General features: G+C 63.6%; 22 protein-coding genes and 1 tRNA gene. 12 read left to right on the top strand and 11 right to left on the bottom strand.

Going from position 1 to position 18,066, the window contains the following annotated elements:
• Positions 1-3 precede the first annotated feature (3 nt).
• From KR49_RS00190 to KR49_RS00180, 3 genes are read left to right on the top strand one after another with little or no spacing between them, the layout of a single operon-like run.
• Positions 4-246, top strand: coding sequence for a hypothetical protein (locus KR49_RS00190; protein ID WP_052378106.1), 243 nt, complete (start codon positions 4-6; stop codon positions 244-246).
• Positions 221-1,447 (top strand): glutathione S-transferase family protein, encoded by a 1,227-nt coding sequence (locus KR49_RS00185; RefSeq protein WP_043690471.1) that lies wholly within the window; start codon positions 221-223, stop codon positions 1,445-1,447. The genes KR49_RS00190 and KR49_RS00185 overlap by 26 nt, the downstream gene beginning before the upstream one ends.
• Positions 1,448-1,497: 50 nt before the next feature.
• Entirely contained in the window at positions 1,498-2,166 is a 669-nt protein-coding gene (locus KR49_RS00180; RefSeq protein ID WP_043696321.1) for a ParB-like protein, read from the top strand.
• On the opposite strand, the gene dnaA is transcribed toward KR49_RS00180, so the two are convergent.
• A complete protein-coding gene (gene dnaA, locus KR49_RS00175) occupies positions 2,167-3,549 on the bottom strand; it encodes a chromosomal replication initiator protein DnaA (protein WP_043690468.1) in 1,383 nt (460 codons plus the stop codon). It lies immediately after the preceding gene.
• Between the two features lie 74 nt (positions 3,550-3,623).
• Between dnaA and KR49_RS00170 the strand changes: the two genes are divergently transcribed.
• From KR49_RS00170 to KR49_RS00160, 3 genes are read left to right on the top strand one after another with little or no spacing between them, the layout of a single operon-like run.
• Complete coding sequence (locus KR49_RS00170; RefSeq protein ID WP_043690466.1) at positions 3,624-4,751, top strand: trypsin-like peptidase domain-containing protein; 1,128 nt, start codon at positions 3,624-3,626, stop codon at positions 4,749-4,751.
• A 1-nt stretch (position 4,752) separates the two neighbouring features.
• Complete coding sequence (locus tag KR49_RS00165; RefSeq protein WP_043690463.1) at positions 4,753-5,403, top strand: TIGR04282 family arsenosugar biosynthesis glycosyltransferase; 651 nt, start codon at positions 4,753-4,755, stop codon at positions 5,401-5,403.
• Entirely contained in the window at positions 5,391-6,077 is a 687-nt protein-coding gene (locus KR49_RS00160; RefSeq protein WP_043690460.1) for a TIGR04283 family arsenosugar biosynthesis glycosyltransferase, read from the top strand. Before KR49_RS00165 ends, KR49_RS00160 begins: the two co-directional genes overlap by 13 nt.
• Before the next feature lie 7 nt (positions 6,078-6,084).
• On the opposite strand, the gene KR49_RS00155 is transcribed toward KR49_RS00160, so the two are convergent.
• Genes KR49_RS00155 through hisG form a run of 3 tightly spaced genes read right to left on the bottom strand, consistent with a single transcriptional unit; the run spans position 6,085 to position 9,016 of the window.
• The gene (locus KR49_RS00155; protein WP_043690459.1) at positions 6,085-6,588 is read right to left on the bottom strand and encodes a GNAT family N-acetyltransferase; all 504 of its coding nucleotides are present in this window, start codon (positions 6,586-6,588) and stop codon (positions 6,085-6,087) included.
• A complete protein-coding gene (locus tag KR49_RS00150; RefSeq protein ID WP_043690455.1) occupies positions 6,588-8,366 on the bottom strand; it encodes an ABC transporter ATP-binding protein in 1,779 nt (592 codons plus the stop codon). Before KR49_RS00150 ends, KR49_RS00155 begins: the two co-directional genes overlap by 1 nt.
• Complete coding sequence (gene hisG, locus KR49_RS00145) at positions 8,366-9,016, bottom strand: ATP phosphoribosyltransferase (protein ID WP_043690453.1); 651 nt, start codon at positions 9,014-9,016, stop codon at positions 8,366-8,368. The genes KR49_RS00150 and hisG overlap by 1 nt, the downstream gene beginning before the upstream one ends.
• A 31-nt stretch (positions 9,017-9,047) precedes the next feature.
• On the opposite strand from hisG, the gene gloB reads away from it, so the two are divergent.
• A complete protein-coding gene (gene gloB / locus KR49_RS00140) occupies positions 9,048-9,797 on the top strand; it encodes a hydroxyacylglutathione hydrolase (RefSeq protein WP_052378104.1) in 750 nt (249 codons plus the stop codon).
• Here the strand turns inward: gloB and KR49_RS00135 are convergent.
• Entirely contained in the window at positions 9,718-10,881 is a 1,164-nt protein-coding gene (locus KR49_RS00135) for an ABC transporter ATP-binding protein (RefSeq protein WP_052378103.1), read from the bottom strand. The genes gloB and KR49_RS00135 overlap by 80 nt on opposite strands.
• A gap of 14 nt (positions 10,882-10,895) precedes the next feature.
• Between KR49_RS00135 and KR49_RS00130 the strand changes: the two genes are divergently transcribed.
• The 3 genes from KR49_RS00130 (at position 10,896) to KR49_RS00120 (ending at position 12,117) form a co-directional block, all read left to right on the top strand.
• The gene (locus KR49_RS00130) at positions 10,896-11,303 is read left to right on the top strand and encodes a Rid family detoxifying hydrolase (RefSeq protein WP_043690451.1); all 408 of its coding nucleotides are present in this window, start codon (positions 10,896-10,898) and stop codon (positions 11,301-11,303) included.
• Positions 11,304-11,364: 61 nt separating this feature from the next.
• Positions 11,365-11,847: a hypothetical protein gene (locus KR49_RS00125; protein ID WP_043690449.1), complete on the top strand. Its 483-nt coding sequence runs from the start codon at positions 11,365-11,367 to the stop codon at positions 11,845-11,847.
• Positions 11,848-11,889: 42 nt separating this feature from the next.
• Complete coding sequence (locus tag KR49_RS00120; protein ID WP_043690446.1) at positions 11,890-12,117, top strand: DUF3136 domain-containing protein; 228 nt, start codon at positions 11,890-11,892, stop codon at positions 12,115-12,117.
• A 294-nt stretch (positions 12,118-12,411) separates the two neighbouring features.
• Here the strand turns inward: KR49_RS00120 and KR49_RS00115 are convergent, their stop codons facing one another.
• The 6 genes from KR49_RS00115 to ftsH all read right to left on the bottom strand — a co-directional run bounded on the left by KR49_RS00115 (position 12,412) and on the right by ftsH (position 16,600).
• Positions 12,412-12,600, bottom strand: coding sequence for a hypothetical protein (locus KR49_RS00115; protein ID WP_043690443.1), 189 nt, complete (start codon positions 12,598-12,600; stop codon positions 12,412-12,414).
• 13 nt (positions 12,601-12,613) lie between these two features.
• Complete coding sequence (locus KR49_RS14110) at positions 12,614-12,775, bottom strand: hypothetical protein (protein WP_173402099.1); 162 nt, start codon at positions 12,773-12,775, stop codon at positions 12,614-12,616.
• A gap of 132 nt (positions 12,776-12,907) precedes the next feature.
• Positions 12,908-12,980, bottom strand: a tRNA-Ala gene (locus tag KR49_RS00105).
• Between the two features lie 65 nt (positions 12,981-13,045).
• Positions 13,046-13,690, bottom strand: coding sequence for a transcriptional repressor LexA (gene lexA, locus KR49_RS00100; RefSeq protein ID WP_253912776.1), 645 nt, complete (start codon positions 13,688-13,690; stop codon positions 13,046-13,048).
• 42 nt (positions 13,691-13,732) lie between these two features.
• Positions 13,733-14,680, bottom strand: coding sequence for an ornithine carbamoyltransferase (gene argF / locus KR49_RS00095; RefSeq protein ID WP_043690439.1), 948 nt, complete (start codon positions 14,678-14,680; stop codon positions 13,733-13,735).
• Between the two features lie 45 nt (positions 14,681-14,725).
• Positions 14,726-16,600 (bottom strand): ATP-dependent zinc metalloprotease FtsH, encoded by a 1,875-nt coding sequence (ftsH, locus tag KR49_RS00090; RefSeq protein WP_043690437.1) that lies wholly within the window; start codon positions 16,598-16,600, stop codon positions 14,726-14,728.
• 85 nt (positions 16,601-16,685) lie between these two features.
• Between ftsH and KR49_RS00085 the strand changes: the two genes are divergently transcribed.
• Both KR49_RS00085 and KR49_RS00080 read left to right on the top strand, forming a co-directional pair.
• Positions 16,686-17,312, top strand: coding sequence for an SOS response-associated peptidase (locus KR49_RS00085; RefSeq protein WP_043690435.1), 627 nt, complete (start codon positions 16,686-16,688; stop codon positions 17,310-17,312).
• 43 nt (positions 17,313-17,355) lie between these two features.
• A complete protein-coding gene (locus KR49_RS00080; RefSeq protein ID WP_052378102.1) occupies positions 17,356-18,066 on the top strand; it encodes a potassium channel family protein in 711 nt (236 codons plus the stop codon).

The raw sequence follows: 18,066 nt of genomic DNA, 5'->3' as shown, positions 1-18,066 counted from the left end.
CCGATGAAACAACCCCAGCGTCACTCTCAGCAGTCCCCTGACCTGCAGCAGGCTCCCAGCGCTCAGCGTCGCGAAATCGTGATGATGCTGACCATGGACGACCTGAAACAACGCCTTGATCAGCTGGCACGTGAGGGCCGCCAGCAGGACTGTCTGGCCCTGATGAAAGAACTCGGCGACTGGCAGTCCTATGGCAGAGGGAACGTCGCGCCGATCCTGCATGCCCCCTACACCGGCAACTCCTGAAGCTCAGAGCTGGGAGCAGTTAAGTCAGTACATCGGCCAGGAACCGGACCGCATCAACGGTCCCACCAGCTCCCAGGCCGTTCTGCGTCTGTTCGGGCACTCCGAATCCGACGTCAGGGTCACCCTCTACCGCGACCATCACGCCTGGTGCCCTTACTGCCAGAAAGTGTGGCTGTGGCTTGAGTTCCAGCGCATCCCGTACCGCATCCGCAAGGTGACGATGCGCTGCTACGGCAGCAAGGAGCCCTGGTTTCTGCAGCTGGTGCCATCGGGAATGCTTCCCGCCCTTGAGCTGGACGGACAGCTGATCACCGAAAGCGACGTGATCCTGCTGAGCCTGGAGCAGGCCTTCGGACCGCTCGGCCTGCCGCTGATGGATCCACGGGCTCTGGAGCTGCGGCAGCTGGAGCGTCTGCTCTTCCGGGCCTGGTGTCTCTGGCTCTGCTCCCCGGGCCTGAGGCCGAGACAGCAGCAGCAGGCCCGCGACCAGTTCCAGCGCACGGCGCAACGGATGGAACAGGCCCTGGAGCAGACCCCTGGTCCGTGGCTGGATGACCAGGGACCGGGCGGCGTGGACCTGGTGTTCGTGCCCTACGTGGAGCGGATGAACGCCTCCCTGGCCTACTACAAGGGCTATCGCCTCCGTCGCGAACATCCGGCGATCGATCGCTGGTTTGCGGCTCTTGAACAGCTGGAGACCTACCGGGGCACCCAGAGCGACATGCACACCCATGCCCATGATCTTCCGCCGCAGATGGGCGGCTGCTGGCCGGATGTTTCCGAGAGCCAGCAGTCACTGGCGGAAGCCATTGATCGCGGCGACGGGCTCGGACAGGACGAAACCAGCTGGACCGACGACGATCCGAAGCGGACAACAGCTCTTGCCCTTGGTCGGGTGATGCGACACCGTGACCAGCTGCTGGCGCTGAACCCCCTCGGGAGCGAGCGGTTCGATCAGCCCCTGCGCGCCGCACTGACCCAGCTGATCACCGGACGCCCCTGCCGACCGACCTCCGGAAGTGCAGCCGGACTGCGGTATCTCCGGGATCGAATCTCCGTTCCGAGAGACATGCCGCTGCCGGCGGCGCGGCTGCTGCGGCAGTGTCTCGAGGCGACGGCAGCACTGGATGGCCCGGCCGCTCCCCGACCGCTGCCGATCCGGGATCGATACGACCAGGATCCCCAGGCCTTTCTGAGATAGCCCTAACCCAGGCCTGCTCCGCCATAGTGACGGTGCGCCTGCACCCACGCGTGCCCCTGCAGCTCCCGGCCTTCGAACCGATTCCAGAAGCGGGCAAAGGCACACAGCTGCTGGAGGTTCCCGTCGCCAGGCTTCGCCCGACCCAGTGGTGCGTCGGTCTGGCAGAGGTCTGGGCCCGGCAGCAGGACTTCGCCCAGGAAAGCCGGGAGGAACGCCTCAGCGCTCTCCGGCAGAAGCCGGTTCCTCTGGTGCGCAGCGCGGCCGGTGATCTCTGGATGGTGGATCGACATCACCGGCTGCGCGGCCTGCTCGGACTGGATCCCCACGCCTCGGCATGGGGATACGTGATTGCGGAACCAGCCGTGAGCGATCCGCAGGAGGTGCTGGCCTTTCTGGAAGCGAAGGGTTGGCTGTACCTGGTGGATGGACGGGGCAACGGACCCCGGATGGCAGCGGAACTGCCGGGTTCGCTGCTGGATCTTGACGATGATCCCTATCGCAGCCTGGTCTGGAAGCTGAAGAAGGAGGGATTCATCAAACCGCAGCCCCAGATCCCGTATCACGAATTCCGCTGGGGAGCCTGGTTGCGCCGCCGCCCTCTGCCTCCCTTCAGTTCGCGGAGTCTGGAACCGGCGCTTGCTCCGGCCCGCCGTCTGGTCTGTTCCCCTGCCGCTTCCGACATGGCCGGTTGGCGCGGAGACAAAAAGGCCTGCCGCTGATCAGCGGCGCCGGCGTGAATCGATCTGGAGCAGATCCCGCACCTTCTGCACCTGGCCGGCCAGCTGAGGATCCGCAGAGAGCTTCTTCTCCACCTGCTCGATCGCGTACATCACGGTGGTGTGATCCTTGCCGCCGAAGGTGTCGCCGATGCGGGGAAGACTGAGATCCGTTCCCTGGCGCATCAGGTACATGCCCACCTGCCTGGCCTGACTGACCGCACGGCGACGGGTGCTGCTGCGCATCTCATCGGCCGTGACATCGAAGACCTCCGACACCTTCTCGATCACCTGCTGCGGCGTCACCTTCACCCCCTGCCCCGTGGGATCGAGCATCGGTGCCACCGACTCCACCGTCATCGGCAGGCCCGTGATCGAGGCGAAGGCCACAGCCCTTGTGAAAGCCCCCTCCAGCTCGCGGATGTTGGAGGTGAAGCGTCCGGCGATGTAGTGAATCAGATCGCGGGGCAACGCCATGCGCTCCTGCTCCGCCTTCTTCTGGAGAATCGCCATGCGGGTCTCCAGATCCGGGGCCTGGATGTCGGCGATCAGCCCCATCTGGAACCGAGAGATCAGCCGCTGCTGCAGTCGGGGGATCTGACTGGGGGGCCTGTCGCTGGCGATCACCACCTGCTTTCCCGCCTCATGCAGGGCATTGAAGGTGTGAAAGAACTCCTCCTGGGTGTACTCCTTGCCTTCGATGAACTGGATGTCATCCACCAGCAGCAGATCTGCAGCGCGGTAGCGGTCGCGGAAGGCCTTGGTGCTCTTCTTGCTGATGCTGTCGATGAGGTCATTGGTGAAGGTCTCGGTGGAGACGTAGGCCACATGGGCATCGGGATCGATCTCAAGCCTGTAGTGACCGATGGCCTGCATGAGATGGGTCTTGCCCAGACCGACGCCGCCGCAGAGAAACAGTGGATTGAACTCACGGCCGGGAGCTTCCGCCACGGCCAGGGCAGCGGCATGGGCCATGCGGCTGTTGGGACCCACCACGAAGCGACTGAACACATAGCGGGGGTTCAGTCCCGGCAGATAGCGCCGTGGTGGAGGCCCGGATCCTCCTGAGGGAGCCGGTGCAGGCGCCTCCACCGGGTCGGACGGGGCGTTGTCGGGTGGCGCCAGAGCGGTGTCCGCCAGAACCGTGACCTGCACTGCCTGACCGCACACCGAGCTGGCCAGCTCGGCGATGGTGGGGAGCAGCTGCTCCCTCAGCCGGATGCTGGCGAACGGGTTGGGAGCGAGCAGCTTCAGTTCTCCGTTGGCGAAGCCGCTGCAGCCCGTGGGCCGGATGAATGTTTCGAAGGTGGGCTTGCTGAGCTTGGTCTGCAGCCCCTGCTGCACCTGGTTCCAGAGCTCCTCGCCCGTCAGCACCGCCACTGCCATCTCCCTCAGCGCCGAATCTACGCAGGATGCCCCGGCAAACCCGCCTTAAATGAAGCAGGAGACACCAAGTCGGGATGCAGCGATCAATCGCCTGGATCGGGATCGCCCTGATCGCCACCAGCCTCAGCTCCTGCGCCCAGTTGCGGCAGCAGCTGGGGCTGGAGCAGGAGGCACCGGTGACACTGCCGCCGGTGGTGAACGACGAACCCCGGACGGCACCGCTTCAACCGGGCGAGAACGTGATCGTCAAAGCGGTCGATCGCGTAGGCCCTGCGGTGGTCCGGATCGACACGGTGAAGGAGGTGAACAACCCGCTGGGCAGCATGTTCGGATTTGGGCCGTCGACCCAGCGCCAGCAGGGGCAGGGCTCCGGGTTCATCACCCGCACCAACGGTCTGATCTTCACCAACGAACATGTGGTGCGGGGAGCGGACACCGTGGCCGTGACACTTCCGGATGGCCGCAGCTTCAATGGGAAGGTGCTCGGTGGCGATCCACTCACCGACGTGGCGGTGGTGAAGGTGGTGGCCGAAAACCTGCCCGTGGCCAGCCTCGGGGACTCCAACACGCTGCGACCGGGGGAATGGGCGATCGCCATCGGCAATCCCTTCGGCCTCAACAACACCGTCACCGCCGGCATCATCAGTGCCGTGGGCCGCACCAACGCCATCGGAGCCGGCCAGCGGGTTCCCTACATCCAGACGGATGCAGCCGTGAATCCCGGCAACAGCGGCGGCCCGCTGATCAATGCCTCCGGCCAGGTGATCGGAATGAACACGGCGATCCGGCAGGCACCGGGTGCCGGCCTCAGCTTCGCGGTGCCGATCAACCTGGCCAAGCGCATCGCCCAGCAGATCGTCAGCACCGGACAGGCCTCCCATCCGTTCATCGGCGTGCAGCTGCGCAGCCTCACCCCGCAGCTGGCCCGCGAGATCAACGCCACGGGCAACACCTGCGAAGTCCCGGAGGTCAACGGCGTTCTGGTGGTGGAAGTGGTGCCCGGCACCCCGGCGGCCGAAGCCGGCATCCAGCAGTGCGACCTGATTCAGAAGGTGGACGGTGCCGAGGTCAGCAACCCCTCGGAGGTGCAGCTGGCCGTGGATCGCGGTCAGGTCGGCGAACCGATGCAGCTGATGCTGGAGCGGAAGGGGCAGCCACTCACCGTTGAGGTGCGTCCCAAGGAACTGCCGCGCAAGAGCTGAGATGCCGCCAGGAGCCGCGCTTGTGGTGATGGCCCGTTGGCCCGCGGCAGGACGCTGCAAACGTCGCCTGGCGCACGATCTCAGCCAGGTGCTGCAGCACCCCGTTGCCGCCGAACGGGCAGCGCACATTCAGCGACGGCTGACCGGACACACCCTGGCCGTGGCGAAGCGGCTGCAACAGGACGGGCAACTGGATGTTGTGCTGGCGGTGAGTGGAACAGGGCCTGGCGCAGCAAGGCGTTGGGCTGGCAGCCTCGGCGTCGGCTCCGTCCGGCTTCAGGGAGGCGGAGGGCTGGGCACGCGGCTGCGACGGCAGCTGCTGCTGTCCCGCCGAACCGACGGTCCGACCCTCGTGATCGGAACGGATCTGCCGTGGCTGAACCGCCGTGACCTGCTGGCGGCCATCGAGATGCTCCAACGCAGCGACCTGGTGCTGGGGCCGGCGGAGGACGGCGGTTACTGGCTGATCGGGCTGTCCCGGGAGCTGCTGAGGCAACCGGCGCTCTGGCCGCTGAGCGGCATCCCCTGGGGCGGGGAACGGGTGCTCGCCAGCACGCTGGCGCAGGCGGCCGATCGCGGAGTCAGCACGATGCTGCTGGGGGAACGCAACGACCTCGATCAGCTGACGGATCTGCGGCCTTGGCTGGGCTGAGCGTGGTGATTCCGGCCCTCAACGAAGCCGGCACCCTCCCACTGCTGCTCGCGGATCTGGCCACATGGCCGGGGGATCTGGAGATTCTTGTGGTGGATGGGGGCAGTGGCGATGCCACGGCTGCGGTGACCCGCATCGGCGGGGCCGGCCTGCTGCGAAGCCCTGTCGCTGGCCGCGGGCAGCAACTGCGCTGGGGGGCCGCCCAGGCGCACGGACCCTGGCTGCTGGTGCTGCATGCCGACAGCCGTCTGCCCATGGGCTGGGTCGACGCCGTCACAGCGGTGCTGGAACGTCCTGACGCGGAGAGACAGGCCTGGTACTTCGATTTCAGGGTCTCGGAACAGCGCCCGATGCTGCGTCTGCTGGAGGCGGCCGTGGCCTGGCGCAGTCGCTGGCGGCAACGCCCCTACGGCGATCAGGGGCTCCTGATCCACCGCAGGCTCTACTCCGCTGTGGGGGGATATCGGCCGATTCCTCTGATGGAGGATCTTGACCTTGTCCAGCGCCTCGGCGCTCAAACCCGGCTCCGGCGGATCGGTCACCCCCTGATCACGAGCGGCCGTCGCTGGCGACGACAGGGGGTGCTGCACCTGGCCTGGCGTAACGCTCTGCTGAGGCGTCGCTGGGCCCGGGGCGCACCAGCAGACGGCCTGGCTCGGGATTACAGACGCTGAGCCTGTCTCAGCTGGCGTACCAGAAGGCACAGCGATGCTGCTGGGGCTCCAGTTCCCAGCCCTGGCGCTGATAGAAGGACACCACACCGGGATCCGCGAACAGACTGACCCTTTCGGTGCCCATCTGCTCGAGCGCCTCCAGCACATAGGCCATCATCTGACGGCCAAGGCCGCTTCCCTGATACAGCGGATGCACGGCCACGTCCCACACGGTGGCTTCGAACACACCATCGCCGGTGCAGCGGGCGAAACCCACCAGGCGTGGAATGCGCGGGTCATGACGCCAGAGCCCCACCTTCAGGAGGCTGTTGGCCAGTGCCTTGCGGACCCGCCGCACCGGACGGCGACTCCAGCCGACCGCCTCCAGCAGCTGCTCCAGTTCGACCAGATCGAAGGAATGCGTCTGACTGAACACCAGGGTGAGCTGGTCGTTGGCACACGGGCAGAGGCGGGCATCAGCGCCGTACTGCTGCAGCAGCTCTTCCGTCGGCATCGGTAGGGACTGCATCATCACAGTCTGGCCAACCCCCGCTCCTGCAGATCCGCCAGCTGGGCGTAGAGGCCCCCGCGAGCGCGCAGCTCAAGGTGGGTGCCCTGCTCGATCAGCTCACCCCGGCGCAACACCAGGATGCGGTCGGAAGCCTCCACTGTCGCCAGCCGGTGAGCGATCACCACGGCGGTGCGTCTCTGCAGCAGGCGGTCGAGATCCCGCTGCAACGTGGCTTCCGTCGCTGGATCCATGAAAGCGGTGGCTTCATCCATCACCAGCACGGTGGGGTTGCGGATCGCCACCCGGGCGACCGCCAGCAGCTGGCGCTCTCCGGAGGAGAGATTGCCGCCCCGTTCCCGCAGCGGAGTCTGCAGACCCTGGGGCAGACGGGCGAAGAGGGGATCAAGGCCGAGGTCGCGGCAGATCCCCTGCAGCTCCCCGTCGCTGATGTCGGCATTGAGCCTCAGATTGTCGGCGACGTTGCCGCTGAACAGAAAGGTGTCCTGCAGCACCACCCCCAGCTGCCGCCGCAGATCGGCGATCGGGATGCTGCGGATGTCGCGACCATCAAGAAGGATGCGTCCCCGCTGCGGCTCATAGAGACGGCAGAGCAGACGGATCACGGTGGTCTTACCGGAGCCGGTGGGTCCCACCAGGGCCACGTGTTCGCCGGGAGCGATCCGGAAGGAGAGATGGTGAAGGATCGGCTCATCCGGCCTGTAACCGAAGCAGACGTCCTCGAAGATCACCTCTCCGATGCCGCTGCCGTTGAGCGGGCGCGCGTCTCTGGCCTCCAGGATCTCGAGGGGCTCCTCCATCAGTTCACCGATGCGCTCCACGGCCGTCAGGCCGCGCTGGATCTGCGTGAATCGTTCCGCCAGCTGCCGCAGGGGATCGAACAGTCGCTGGGAGTAGAGGATGAAGGTGGTGAGGATGCCCAGACCCATCGCTCCGTCGGTGACCATCCAGCCGCCGAGCGCCAGGACGAAGGCCACCGCTCCGAGCGCCACCCATTCCAGGAAGGCGGAGATGCTGCTGTCGAAGAAAATGGTGCCGTTGACGGCACGGCGGTAGGCAAGACCCGTTTTCAGGAAGCGCCGGCTGTTGACCTCCTCGCGGCGGAACATCTGCACCACCTCCAGACCCTGCAGGTTCTCCTGGAAGTCGGCATTGAGTTTGGAAAGCTCTTCCCTTTCGCTGTAGTTGGCCACGCGGTAGCGGCCCTGCAGCCAGAGAACCACCATGGTCACGGGAATCTGGGTGACCAGCAACAGCAGACCGATGCGCCATTCGATCAGCAGCATCGAGACGGCGATGACCACAAGACTGACCAGATCGCCGAGCACGCCGACGGCACCGCTGCCGAACACCTCGGCGAGGGCATCCACATCACTGGTGAGTCGGGTGAGCAACTTGCCCACCTGCATGGAGTCGTGAAACCGCAGCGACAGCGCCAGCGCGTGCTTGAACAGATCGTCTCGGATGCGGGCGGTGAGACGCTGCCCAACCGCCTGGATGTTGAAGGTCTGCAGCCCCAGCAGCCCCAGACGCAGCAGCACAGCGCAGAGCAGCAGCCCGACGATGATCCGCATCGCCTCCTGGGTGGAGCGATCCGCGAGCCACGGCAGGCTCGCTTCGCCGCGAAGCACACTGATCGCCTGGCCGACCAGCAGAGGCTGGATCGACCCCGCCAGAGCGACGGGCAGCAGCAGCAGCACGGTGAGCACCAGTCGGCGCCGGTCATGAGCCAGGTATCGCCCGAGGCGGCGAACCCGCTGCCAGTCCCCGATGACATTCATCAGGCCATGGCTCCGACCGGTTGCGCAAGGCGCATGGCGTCAACAATGGCTCCCAGTTCGCCCGTGTCGAGGCGCAGGGACAGGGGATGGCCCACCAGGCGGGCGGTGGACTGGAACAGATCCTCGATCGCCACCAGCCCGTTGTCCCGCAGGGTGCGGCCGGTGGCCACCAGATCAACGATCGCCTCCGACATGCCGGTGATCGGGCCGAGTTCGACGGAACCGTTCAGATGCACCAGCTCCACAGGCAGGTCGAGAGCATCGAAGAACGCCCGGGCACAGTGGGTGAACTTGCTGGCGACACGGCAGTGGGGGGGCAGGTCGGCGGCACGGGTGTAACCGCTGCTGGCCTTCACCGCCACCGCCATGCGGCAGCCGCCGAAACCGAGGTCCACCAGCTGGGCGACGGGGAGCTGGTGCTCCCGAAGAACGTCGTACCCCACCACACCGAGCTGGGCCTGGCCATAGGCCACGTAGGTGGGAACATCTCCATTGCGCACTAGCAGGGCGCGGGCCCGACCGCAGGGGGTGGGCAACATCAACTGGCGATTGTTCTTGTCGAGAACAGCGGAGAAATCGAGCCCGGCCGCCGCGAATCGGGTCACCGAATCCTTGAGCAGCGCCCCCTTGGCCAGTGCGACGGTGATCATGGGGGCCGGGATACAAGGCTGGACTTTAACGATGCGTTCCGCGCTTCATGCCCTGCCGGTGCTGCAGGACAACATCATCTGGATCTGGGAGCGCGACGGGAACGCCGTGGTGGTGGATCCAGCGGTGGCCGAACCCGTTCAGGTCTGGCTGGAGCAGAGGGATCTGACGCTGGTGGCGGTGTTGCAGACCCATCACCATGCCGACCACATCGGCGGAACTCCAGCGCTGCTGGAGCGGTGGCCGACGGCAGATGTGATCGCCGCAGCGTCTGACAGGACACGGATCCCCTTCCAGACCATCTCCGTTGCGGACGGGGATGCGGTGCCATTGCTCAGGCGCCAGCTGCAGGTGCTCGATGTGGCGGCCCACACCGCCAATCACATCGCCTTCCTGCTGCCTGAAGAGGAGGACCCGGATCTCGGCCCCGTCCTGTTCTGCGGGGACACCCTGTTCTCAGCTGGGTGCGGACGACTGATGGAAGGAACGCCGGCGGACATGCACCGGGCGATGCAGCGGCTGGCTGGCCTGCCGGACCGCACCAAGGTCTGCTGCGCCCATGAATACACGGAAGCGAATCTGCACTGGGCTTTGCAGCATCGGCCCAACGATGAAGCGATCGCCAGCCGCTATCGGGACGTGGTGGCCCTGCGCCGGAGGGGAGAGCTGAGCCTGCCGAGCTCGATCGGGGCCGAGCGGCGCATCAACCTTTTTCTGCAGGCCGAGTCCGCGGAACAGCTCGCTGAGTTGCGTCATCACAAGGATCACTGGCGCGCACCCTGATCCGATGGGGAAAGAGGATGGCTGTGGCCTCCGGCCGGAACGTCAGCCGGCATCGCGTTCCACGAGGAACATCCTGATCCAGGGGAACACTCAGCCGCAGATGCAGGTCACCGGCCTGAATGCGGTACTGCCAGGCCTGACCCAGAAACTCACGCCCCATCACACAGGGTTCGGCCTCCGGGTCCACCTCCAGCGCGATCGCACCAGGATCCACCAGCACCGTTGAGCGGTCCGGGAGAGGGTCGATCGGCATGTCGTCAACCGGCTCGAGCAGGCCGAGATCGCAGCGAAGCCGGCCATCCGTCTCCTGATCCACCGGCAGCAGATTGCCCTGAAGCACGAAGCGACCAACAAAAGGTGTCGCCGGGTCCTGCACCAGGGATCGTGGACTGGCGCACTGATGCAGAACGCCATCCCGCATCACGGCGACCCGGTCGCAGATCGCCAGCGCTTCGCCGGGATCGTGGGTGACCAGCAGGCCGCTGGCACCGCAGAGGCGCAGCACGGTGGAGAGCTCACTGCGAAGCCGCAGACGCACCTCCACATCGAGATTGGAGAACGGTTCGTCGAGAAGCACCACCTGCGGAGCCGGGGCGAGGGCCCTCGCCAGGGCGAGGCGCTGGCGCTGTCCTCCGGACAACTGATGGGGGTAACGCTGCTGCAGACCCTCCAGACCGAGAAGATCCAGAAGCCAACTGGCCCTGCTGTCGTCCTGACCGGGGCGAAGACCGAAACAGGCGTTCTGCCAGGCGGTGAGATGGGGGAAGAGGGCGTAGTCCTGAAAGACCATGCCCACACCCCTGCGCTCGGGGGGAAGCCAGCGCCCCTCTCCGGCGACGGGCCGATTCTGCAGATGCACGCTGCCTCTGGACGGTGTCTCGAAGCCAGCGATCAGGCGCAGCAGGGTGGTCTTGCCACATCCAGAGGGCCCCAGCAGGCCGATCAGCTCCCCTTCGGAGAGCTGCAGATCCACCCCTCTCAACGTCCAGGACTCCGCCGAATCGCCGTAGCGATGCCAGAGACCGCGCAATTCAACGGGACTCGAAGCAGGCGACAACAGCAGAACGCGATGATCAGCCTTCATTCTGCGATCCGGCCATGACCGCCCAAGCCATCACCACCGCAGCGGCCCCTGCTCCGGTCGGGCCCTACAACCAGGCCGTCCTGGCCGGAGGATGGCTCTACTGCTCCGGTCAGATCCCCCTCGATCCCGACACGGGGGCCATGGTGGGAGATGGGGATGTGGCGGCTGAAACCCGTCAGGTGCTTCGCAACCTGAATGCTGTGCTCGCGGCAGCCGGAGCCACACCGGCCCAGGTGGTGCGCACCACCGTGTTCCTCGCGGATCTGGCTGATTTCCAGACTGTCAACGCCCTTTACGCCGAGGTGTTCGGTGAAGGGATCAGCCCGGCCAGAGCCTGCGTGCAGGTGGCGGCGCTCCCGAAGGGAGCCAGGGTTGAGATCGACTGCATCGCCTGGCTTGGTGGGGATTCACAGACCCTGTGATCGAGCTGACCCGTTTCCGCGGCGAAATCCCTTAAGAGAATCAGCGGCAATTGAGGCAGATGTGGTCACCCTCTCAACCCCCGCCTTTGCACCTCCGGAGAATCTGGCCAGCCGTTCGATGGAACGACTGGCCTTGCGTGAGCAAGCGACCGAATCCCTGCGGAACAACGGCTGGCGACTGCTCTACACGGGGCTGACGCCACTGCGTGCCAGCGTCACGCTGCTGGACCCCAGTGAAAGCCTGCAGATCAGCCTTCAGATCCCGCTCACCGACGACGTTGAGGACTGGGATCTGTGGATCGAAGCCTGCAACCGGCAACTGAGCGTGCCGCTGCGTCAGTGGCTGGAGGAACAGGGGGTTGAACAGAGCACGCTCAGCAGGATGAGCGGATCCTCCAACGGCACAGCAGAGCCCCTCAGGCTCAGCAACATGCTGCAGGTGGCCCGCTGGCTGCAGGGGCCGATTGATCAGATCGAACAGCTCGCTGAACAGAACCAGTGCCAGGTGGTGCTTCACCTGGCAGGGCTGGGTCCGAACAGCTGACCCGTGACCACATAGGTTGATGAGACAGCCGATTCGGATCCCATGCCTCAGGCGAAGCTGACGATCGGGGAGCTTGAGGCGGGATATCCGATGTATTGCAAGGCACTCAGAAGGCTGCTGCAGCAGGGGAAATCACCGAAAGACATTGAAAGAACGGTCTGTTGGGGTCATCTCGAAACCCTGAACCGGTGTCTGCCGACCCGTTACAAGTCCCCGTCCTATCTGCTTGCCTTGATCCGCCGGGACCTGGAGAAAGCTGCCGCCAACTGAACGGGGCACGGAAGGCGTGCTTCGGGGCAAGCACGATTGGACAAGGCAAAAATCACCCATTCGGGGGATGTTTTCGGGCCAACGTCTCAGGGATGGTGAAAGAAGACGCTCAGCCCTGATGACGGTCATCAACAGTTTGCTCGGGGATTTTGGACGCGTCGCCATGGCTGCTGCTGTCGGAGCAGCCGCAGCAGCTGGGGTGATGCTGGCAGCGCAATCCTCGTCATCGACGCGCTCAGACCTGTTGAGGGGAGCCTTGGATCGGAATCCGGAAACCCCCCGGAGCTTGATCAATCAATCAATGCAGAACGAATTCTCCAGAAGGCAACGAAACAACTGATCCTTCATGTGAAAGAGAAACTGCTGTTCCTCTGGATCGCCGCCACTCCAGTTGGTGAGGGCATCTGAAGTTGTTTTGTAAGCAAGCTGGAGACCGTGGAGATCCATGTGGATCGATGCCACGTAATCAGTGGTGTCATCCATGTCGTCCAAAGGATCAGGATTTGTCGGCGATAACCCAGGCGGTAGCTGCCTTCTGCTTGAAATAGAGATCGATCAACTGCTGCGTGAGACCTTTCAACTCAGCCAGATCAGTGGCCCGGTGCACGACTCCCTGAAGACGCTGCTTCTCGAACTGCTGGTGGAGAGGAATTTCCATCCAAGAGACTGGCAACTGAACAAACTGTAAAAAGTCGTAACAGCGCCTGTTGTAGTGATTCCTACCTATTAAGGAAGCCTGACAGAGGGCTGTCTGCGGACGCGACAACTCACCCCTGCAGTTGATCAAAAATGGAGCCAAGGAGACTCGAACTCCTGACCCCCTGCATGCCATGCAGGTGCTCTACCAGCTGAGCTATGGCCCCGTGAACGTCATCCGTGCCCGAGGGCTTAACCGGTTGACGTAGCCAAGCTTACACCGCAGCCAGCTTCAGACCTGACGCCACACAGCCACCAGGCGCCCCTGCACCTCAACCTGCTCAGCTGGCAGCTCGATCGGCTCGTAGGCAGGATTGGCCGCCTCCAGCATCACCATGCCGCCCTGGCGATGAAAGTGCTTCAGCGTGGTGCCGCTGCCAGCCACCAGGGCACTCACCACGGTTCCATTGCGCAGGCGCTGAGGATCCGGCACGGGCTCCATCAGCACCACATCACCGTCGGCAATGTGGGCATCCACCATCGAATCTCCATTCACTGTGAGAGCGAACAGGCCACGGGTCTCGAGCACAGGCGCGAGATCAAGTCGGTCCTGCACGTCATCAAACGCGGTGACAAGCCCACCGGCCGCAACAGCACCGAGCACCGGGATGCCGGCCTGAGTCGCCAGATCCCCGAGCAACTGAAGGGTGCGCGCCTGACCCTCCTGCCACGTGATCCATCCCTTCTGCTGCAGATGGCGCAACCGGCTCTGAACAGGAGCCGGGGAACGCAGTCCCATGGCCTGCATCATCTGACGAATGGACGGACTGTGGCGATGGGTGGTGATGTAGTCCGCCAGCCAGTCGTAGAGCTCCTGCTGGGCAGAAGTTAGAGGCTCGGGAGTCGCGCTGGCCACCAGAGGGAAGAGGCGTGTCAATACATTTGTACCGGTGAACCCCGTCGGTTGCAATGCAGCCGGTCAGAGACCTCCCATCACAGCGGCCAGCAGGGCCTGCTGAACGTGCAGACGGTTTTCGGCTTGATCGAAGATGCGACTGGCAGGCCCCTCCATCACCTCAGCACTGATCTCCTCGCCACGGTGCGCCGGGAGGCAGTGCAGCACGATCGCCCCCGGGGCGGCGTGATCCATCAGAGCCTGATCAACACAGAAGCCGGCGAAAGCCTGCTCCCGCTCAGCCTGCTCCTGCTCCTGCCCCATGGAGGCCCACACATCGGTGTAAACGGCCTGAGCTCCAGCAACGGCCTTGCCTGGATCAGTCAAGACGTCGATCTTGGCGCCGTGCTGCGCCAGGTTGCGCGCCTGATCCAGCACGCCAGGCAACGGCTCGAAGCCATCAGGACAACCGATCCTGACGTTCACCCCAAGCAGGGCCCCGCAGAGCATCAGAGAGTGAGCCACGTTGTTGCCATCGCCGATGTACGCGAGGGTCTGACCGACCAGATCACCGTGCTCCTCCTGCATGGTGAGGAAGTCAGCAAGGGCCTGGCAGGGATGTTCGAGGTCGGTGAGGGCATTGAGAACCGGAACCGTGGCCCAGTGCGCGTAATCGACAACCTCCTGCTGGGAGAAGGTGCGCACTGCCAGCACATCGCAGTAGCGGCTGAGCACCCTTGCGGTGTCCTGCAGGGGTTCCCCACGCCCCAACTGGGTCACACTCGGGTTCAGATCAACGGTCTGACCGCCGAGACGCGCCATCGCCACCTGGAAACTCACCCTGGTGCGGGTGGAAGCCTTGCTGAAGATCAACCCGAGAACCCTGTTTCCCAGATCGATGCGGCGAGCACCGCTCTTCAGCTGGCGAGCGAGGTCCAGGAGACCCTGGGTCTCATCAGCGGAACAGTCCGCTGATGAGAGGTAATCACGCTGACCCAGCGATGTGAGAACAGCGGCGACGCCGGAAGCCATAAGAGCGCTTCAAAGGTGTTTTATCGGAGATGAACGGCCTGCCCGTCAAGCACGGACAGCTTCGGGCAGTTCACTGGCCTCAAGCATCTGCTTGAGATCGTCGCCCTCGATGACCTCTTTCTCAAGGATCTTCTGGGCAATGGTCTCCAGCAGGGCCATGTTCTGGCGCAGGATCGCCAGGGCGTCGTCGTGAGCCTTGTCGACCAGGCCGCGCACCTCCTTGTCGATCGCCTGAGCCGTGGCGTCGCTGACGGAACGGCGCGGATTGTTGTTTCCACCGAGGAAGCGGCCACCACCCTGTTTGTCGTAGGCCAGAGGGCCGAGCGTGTCGCTCATGCCGTAGGTGCCCACCATCTGCTCAGCCAGGTCGGTCGCCCGCTGAAGGTCGTTGGCAGCCCCGGTGGTGATCTTGCCGAACACGATCTCCTCGGCGGATCGTCCTCCGAGGAGGGTGGCGATCTGTCCCTGAAGTTCCTCCTTGGAATTGAGGAAGCGCTCCTCCGTCGGCAGCTGCAGGGTGTACCCAAGGGCACTCATGCCGCGGGGCACGATCGAGATCTTGGCGACCTTGCTGCCACCGGGCATCAGATGGCCAACGATGGCGTGACCGACTTCGTGATAAGCCACGACCTTTTTCTCGTCGTCCTGCAGCACACGGCTTTTCTTTTCAAGACCGGCCACAACGCGCTCGATCGCTTCTCCGAGATCCTGTTGTTCAACCTTCGTGCGGTAGTTGCGGGCGGCAAGAAGGGCAGCTTCGTTCACGAGATTGGCCAGGTCGGCTCCAGCAAAACCGCTGGTGGCCTGAGCCACGCTGTCGAGGTCGACAGCATCCGCAAGCTTCACCTTCTTGGCATAGATCTCGAGGATGGTCTTGCGGCCAGACAGATCGGGACGATCCACCAACACCTGTCGATCAAAGCGTCCGGGTCGCAACAGCGCAGCATCCAGCACTTCAGGCTGGTTGGTGGCCGCCAGAACAATCACCGGCTTGTCCTGGGCGGTGAAGCCATCCATTTCGGTGAGCAGCTGATTGAGGGTCTGCTCACGCTCGTCATTACCTCCGACAACACCCATGGAGCCGGATCGACTTTTACCGATGGCATCCAGCTCATCGATGAAGATGATGCAGGGGGCTTTTTTCTTGGCCTCCTCGAAAAGATCGCGAACACGGGCGGCACCGGCACCAACGAACAATTCAACAAACTCAGAGCCGGAGATGATGAAGAACGGCACACCGGCTTCGCCTGCAACCGCCTTGGACAGGAGCGTCTTGCCGGTTCCTGGGGGGCCGACGAGCAGAACACCCTTGGGAATGCGAGCACCGATCTCTGCATAGCGCTCGGGCGTTTTGAGGAAATCAACGATCTCAGTTAGCTCCTGTTTGGCCTCATCCACACCGGCCACATCAGCGAACGTGACCCTTGATTCCTCATCAGGAACGTAGACCTTCGCCTTGCTTTTGGTGAAACTGAGTGCACCCTGAGCACCGCCGCCCATCGAACGACGCGCGAAAAACTGAAGCACAAGGATGAAGATCAGCGGAGGCACCACCCAACTGAGGATCGTGGTGAAAATATTGGGTTTCTTGGGCGGGGCAGCTGCAAATTCAACCCCCTTCGACTCCAGACGCTGGGGCAGATCCATGTCGAAGATCGGCGTTGTCGCCAGCACGGGGGGGGCACCCTCCTCCGGATCAGACAACTCGTAGCGGATCTGGTCCTGGGTGATGTAGGCACGTTTCACAGCCCCGTCATTCACCTGATCAATGAACAGGGAATAGGGCACCCTTGGAACCTGCTGAATGCCGTTGCTCGGGATGAAGCTGCTGAACAACAGCAGGACCCCGAAACCGATGAGCACCAGATTAATGATGCCGAATCGACGGTTCGGTCGGTTGTCGTCCTGTCGGATCGGCATGGCTCAAGCCCAGACTCCTGCCACGCTACGAGGGGTAAGCGACGCCTTACGGGGGGGAAGACCGAACGATGCGTAACGTGAGCTGATGTGCGGGCGATTCAGTCTCAATACACAGCTCGAGGAGCTGAGCCGTCGCCTGGAACCATGGCTCACTCGGATCGACGACCCGTGGCTTGAGCACTACGCACCTCGTGCCCAGATCCGCCCGGGAGAACCGGTACTCGTGCTGTATCGGGAGCATGGCCAGGAACGGCTGGGGCACATGCTGTGGGGGCTTCTTCCCAGCTGGGTGAAGGATCCCTCACAGGGTCCGCGCCCCTTCAACGCCCGGGCCGAAACGCTATCTGATAAGGCCTCCTTCCGCGGTCCATGGCGTCACCACCGTTGTCTGCTGCCAGCCAGTGCATTTCTGGAGAAGGGCGAACGCGTGGAGCGCAACGACGGTCGTCCGTTCTGGCTGGCAGGCCTCTGGGATCGCTGGATGGGACCTGATGGGAGTGAGCTGGACAGCTGCTGCGTGATCACCACACAACCAAATCAGTTGCTGAAGTCACTCCACGACAGGATGCCAGTGGTGATCCCTGATGGTTTGGAAGGGGTTTGGCTTGAAGCCGGTGATCACAATCACCGGAAGGCTCTGGAACCGATGTTGACACCCTGGGACGGAACGAACTGGAAAAGGGATGGCGAGAGGCAGCTGCCCTTGTTCTGAGTCAGCGAAATACGCAGCATGTCAGAAGAGATGGAAGGCCCAGGTGAACAGCAGAGACCTGAGAAGCAGTCAGGGGAGGCATCAATACAAGTGGCTGCTGCTGAGCACAATCGCTGTGATGACAGGCATGGCCGTGCCGGAACCGATCGACACGACACACATCAGCTATTCAGTGGTGGCAGTTCTGCTCACGCAGGTGATGCTGAGGAATGAGCAGGCACCCCGATTGGCGGAGCTGATCTACAGAGCGCTGGGAGGGCTGTCCGTGATCAGCCTCTGGATCTGGTTGCTCACACCAGCGGCAAGGATCTACAGCGGTGTACCGATCGCCATGAGCTGGAGCGTGCTGGTCGGATGGAGCACCGTCCGGCTCATCCGTCGGCTGGCCAGAGAGCCACACGTGGATGGAAATGTGTTGATGGGAGCAACAGCTGGATATCTGCACATTGGCCTGACGGCTGCGCTGGTGATGAGCGCCGTGGAAACAATCCAACCAGGGAGCTTCACAACATCCGAACATCTCGCCATCACACCCGAGAGTGTTCAGAACACAGCCAGTGCATTCTCAGAGGTGAACTACTTTGCATTCTCATGTCTGACAACCGTTGGCTTCGGAGACATCAGCCCGGCCCTGCCACTCTCAAGAATGCTGAGTGTGGCGACAAGTGTTATTGGACCCTTGTACATAGCAGCCGTCATGGGAATATTAATTGGGCGCTATTCAAATTGCCTCAGAGAAGAAAGCAAACCCTAG

It is taken from the genome of Synechococcus sp. KORDI-49, from assembly GCF_000737575.1.
GTDB lineage: Bacteria > Cyanobacteriota > Cyanobacteriia > PCC-6307 > Cyanobiaceae > Parasynechococcus.
This window is presented reverse-complemented; position numbering and strand designations above follow the sequence as displayed.

Excerpts from the sequence above, each read along its gene's own strand:
- KR49_RS00190 (WP_052378106.1), top strand. The coding sequence starts at position 4 with ATGAAACAACCCCAGCGTCACTCTCAGCAGTCCCCTGACCTGCAGCAG.
- KR49_RS00185 (WP_043690471.1), top strand. The coding sequence starts at position 221 with ATGCCCCCTACACCGGCAACTCCTGAAGCTCAGAGCTGGGAGCAGTTA.
- dnaA (WP_043690468.1), bottom strand. The coding sequence starts at position 3,549 with ATGGCAGTGGCGGTGCTGACGGGCGAGGAGCTCTGGAACCAGGTGCAG.
- KR49_RS00170 (WP_043690466.1), top strand. The coding sequence starts at position 3,624 with ATGCAGCGATCAATCGCCTGGATCGGGATCGCCCTGATCGCCACCAGC.
- KR49_RS00165 (WP_043690463.1), top strand. The coding sequence starts at position 4,753 with ATGCCGCCAGGAGCCGCGCTTGTGGTGATGGCCCGTTGGCCCGCGGCA.
- KR49_RS00155 (WP_043690459.1), bottom strand. The coding sequence starts at position 6,588 with ATGATGCAGTCCCTACCGATGCCGACGGAAGAGCTGCTGCAGCAGTAC.
- KR49_RS00150 (WP_043690455.1), bottom strand. The coding sequence starts at position 8,366 with ATGAATGTCATCGGGGACTGGCAGCGGGTTCGCCGCCTCGGGCGATAC.
- hisG (WP_043690453.1), bottom strand. The coding sequence starts at position 9,016 with ATGATCACCGTCGCACTGGCCAAGGGGGCGCTGCTCAAGGATTCGGTG.
- gloB (WP_052378104.1), top strand. The coding sequence starts at position 9,048 with ATGCGTTCCGCGCTTCATGCCCTGCCGGTGCTGCAGGACAACATCATC.
- KR49_RS00135 (WP_052378103.1), bottom strand. The coding sequence starts at position 10,881 with ATGAAGGCTGATCATCGCGTTCTGCTGTTGTCGCCTGCTTCGAGTCCC.
- KR49_RS00130 (WP_043690451.1), top strand. The coding sequence starts at position 10,896 with ATGACCGCCCAAGCCATCACCACCGCAGCGGCCCCTGCTCCGGTCGGG.
- KR49_RS00120 (WP_043690446.1), top strand. The coding sequence starts at position 11,890 with ATGCCTCAGGCGAAGCTGACGATCGGGGAGCTTGAGGCGGGATATCCG.
- KR49_RS00115 (WP_043690443.1), bottom strand. The coding sequence starts at position 12,600 with ATGGATGACACCACTGATTACGTGGCATCGATCCACATGGATCTCCAC.
- KR49_RS14110 (WP_173402099.1), bottom strand. The coding sequence starts at position 12,775 with ATGGAAATTCCTCTCCACCAGCAGTTCGAGAAGCAGCGTCTTCAGGGA.
- argF (WP_043690439.1), bottom strand. The coding sequence starts at position 14,680 with ATGGCTTCCGGCGTCGCCGCTGTTCTCACATCGCTGGGTCAGCGTGAT.
- ftsH (WP_043690437.1), bottom strand. The coding sequence starts at position 16,600 with ATGCCGATCCGACAGGACGACAACCGACCGAACCGTCGATTCGGCATC.
- KR49_RS00085 (WP_043690435.1), top strand. The coding sequence starts at position 16,686 with ATGTGCGGGCGATTCAGTCTCAATACACAGCTCGAGGAGCTGAGCCGT.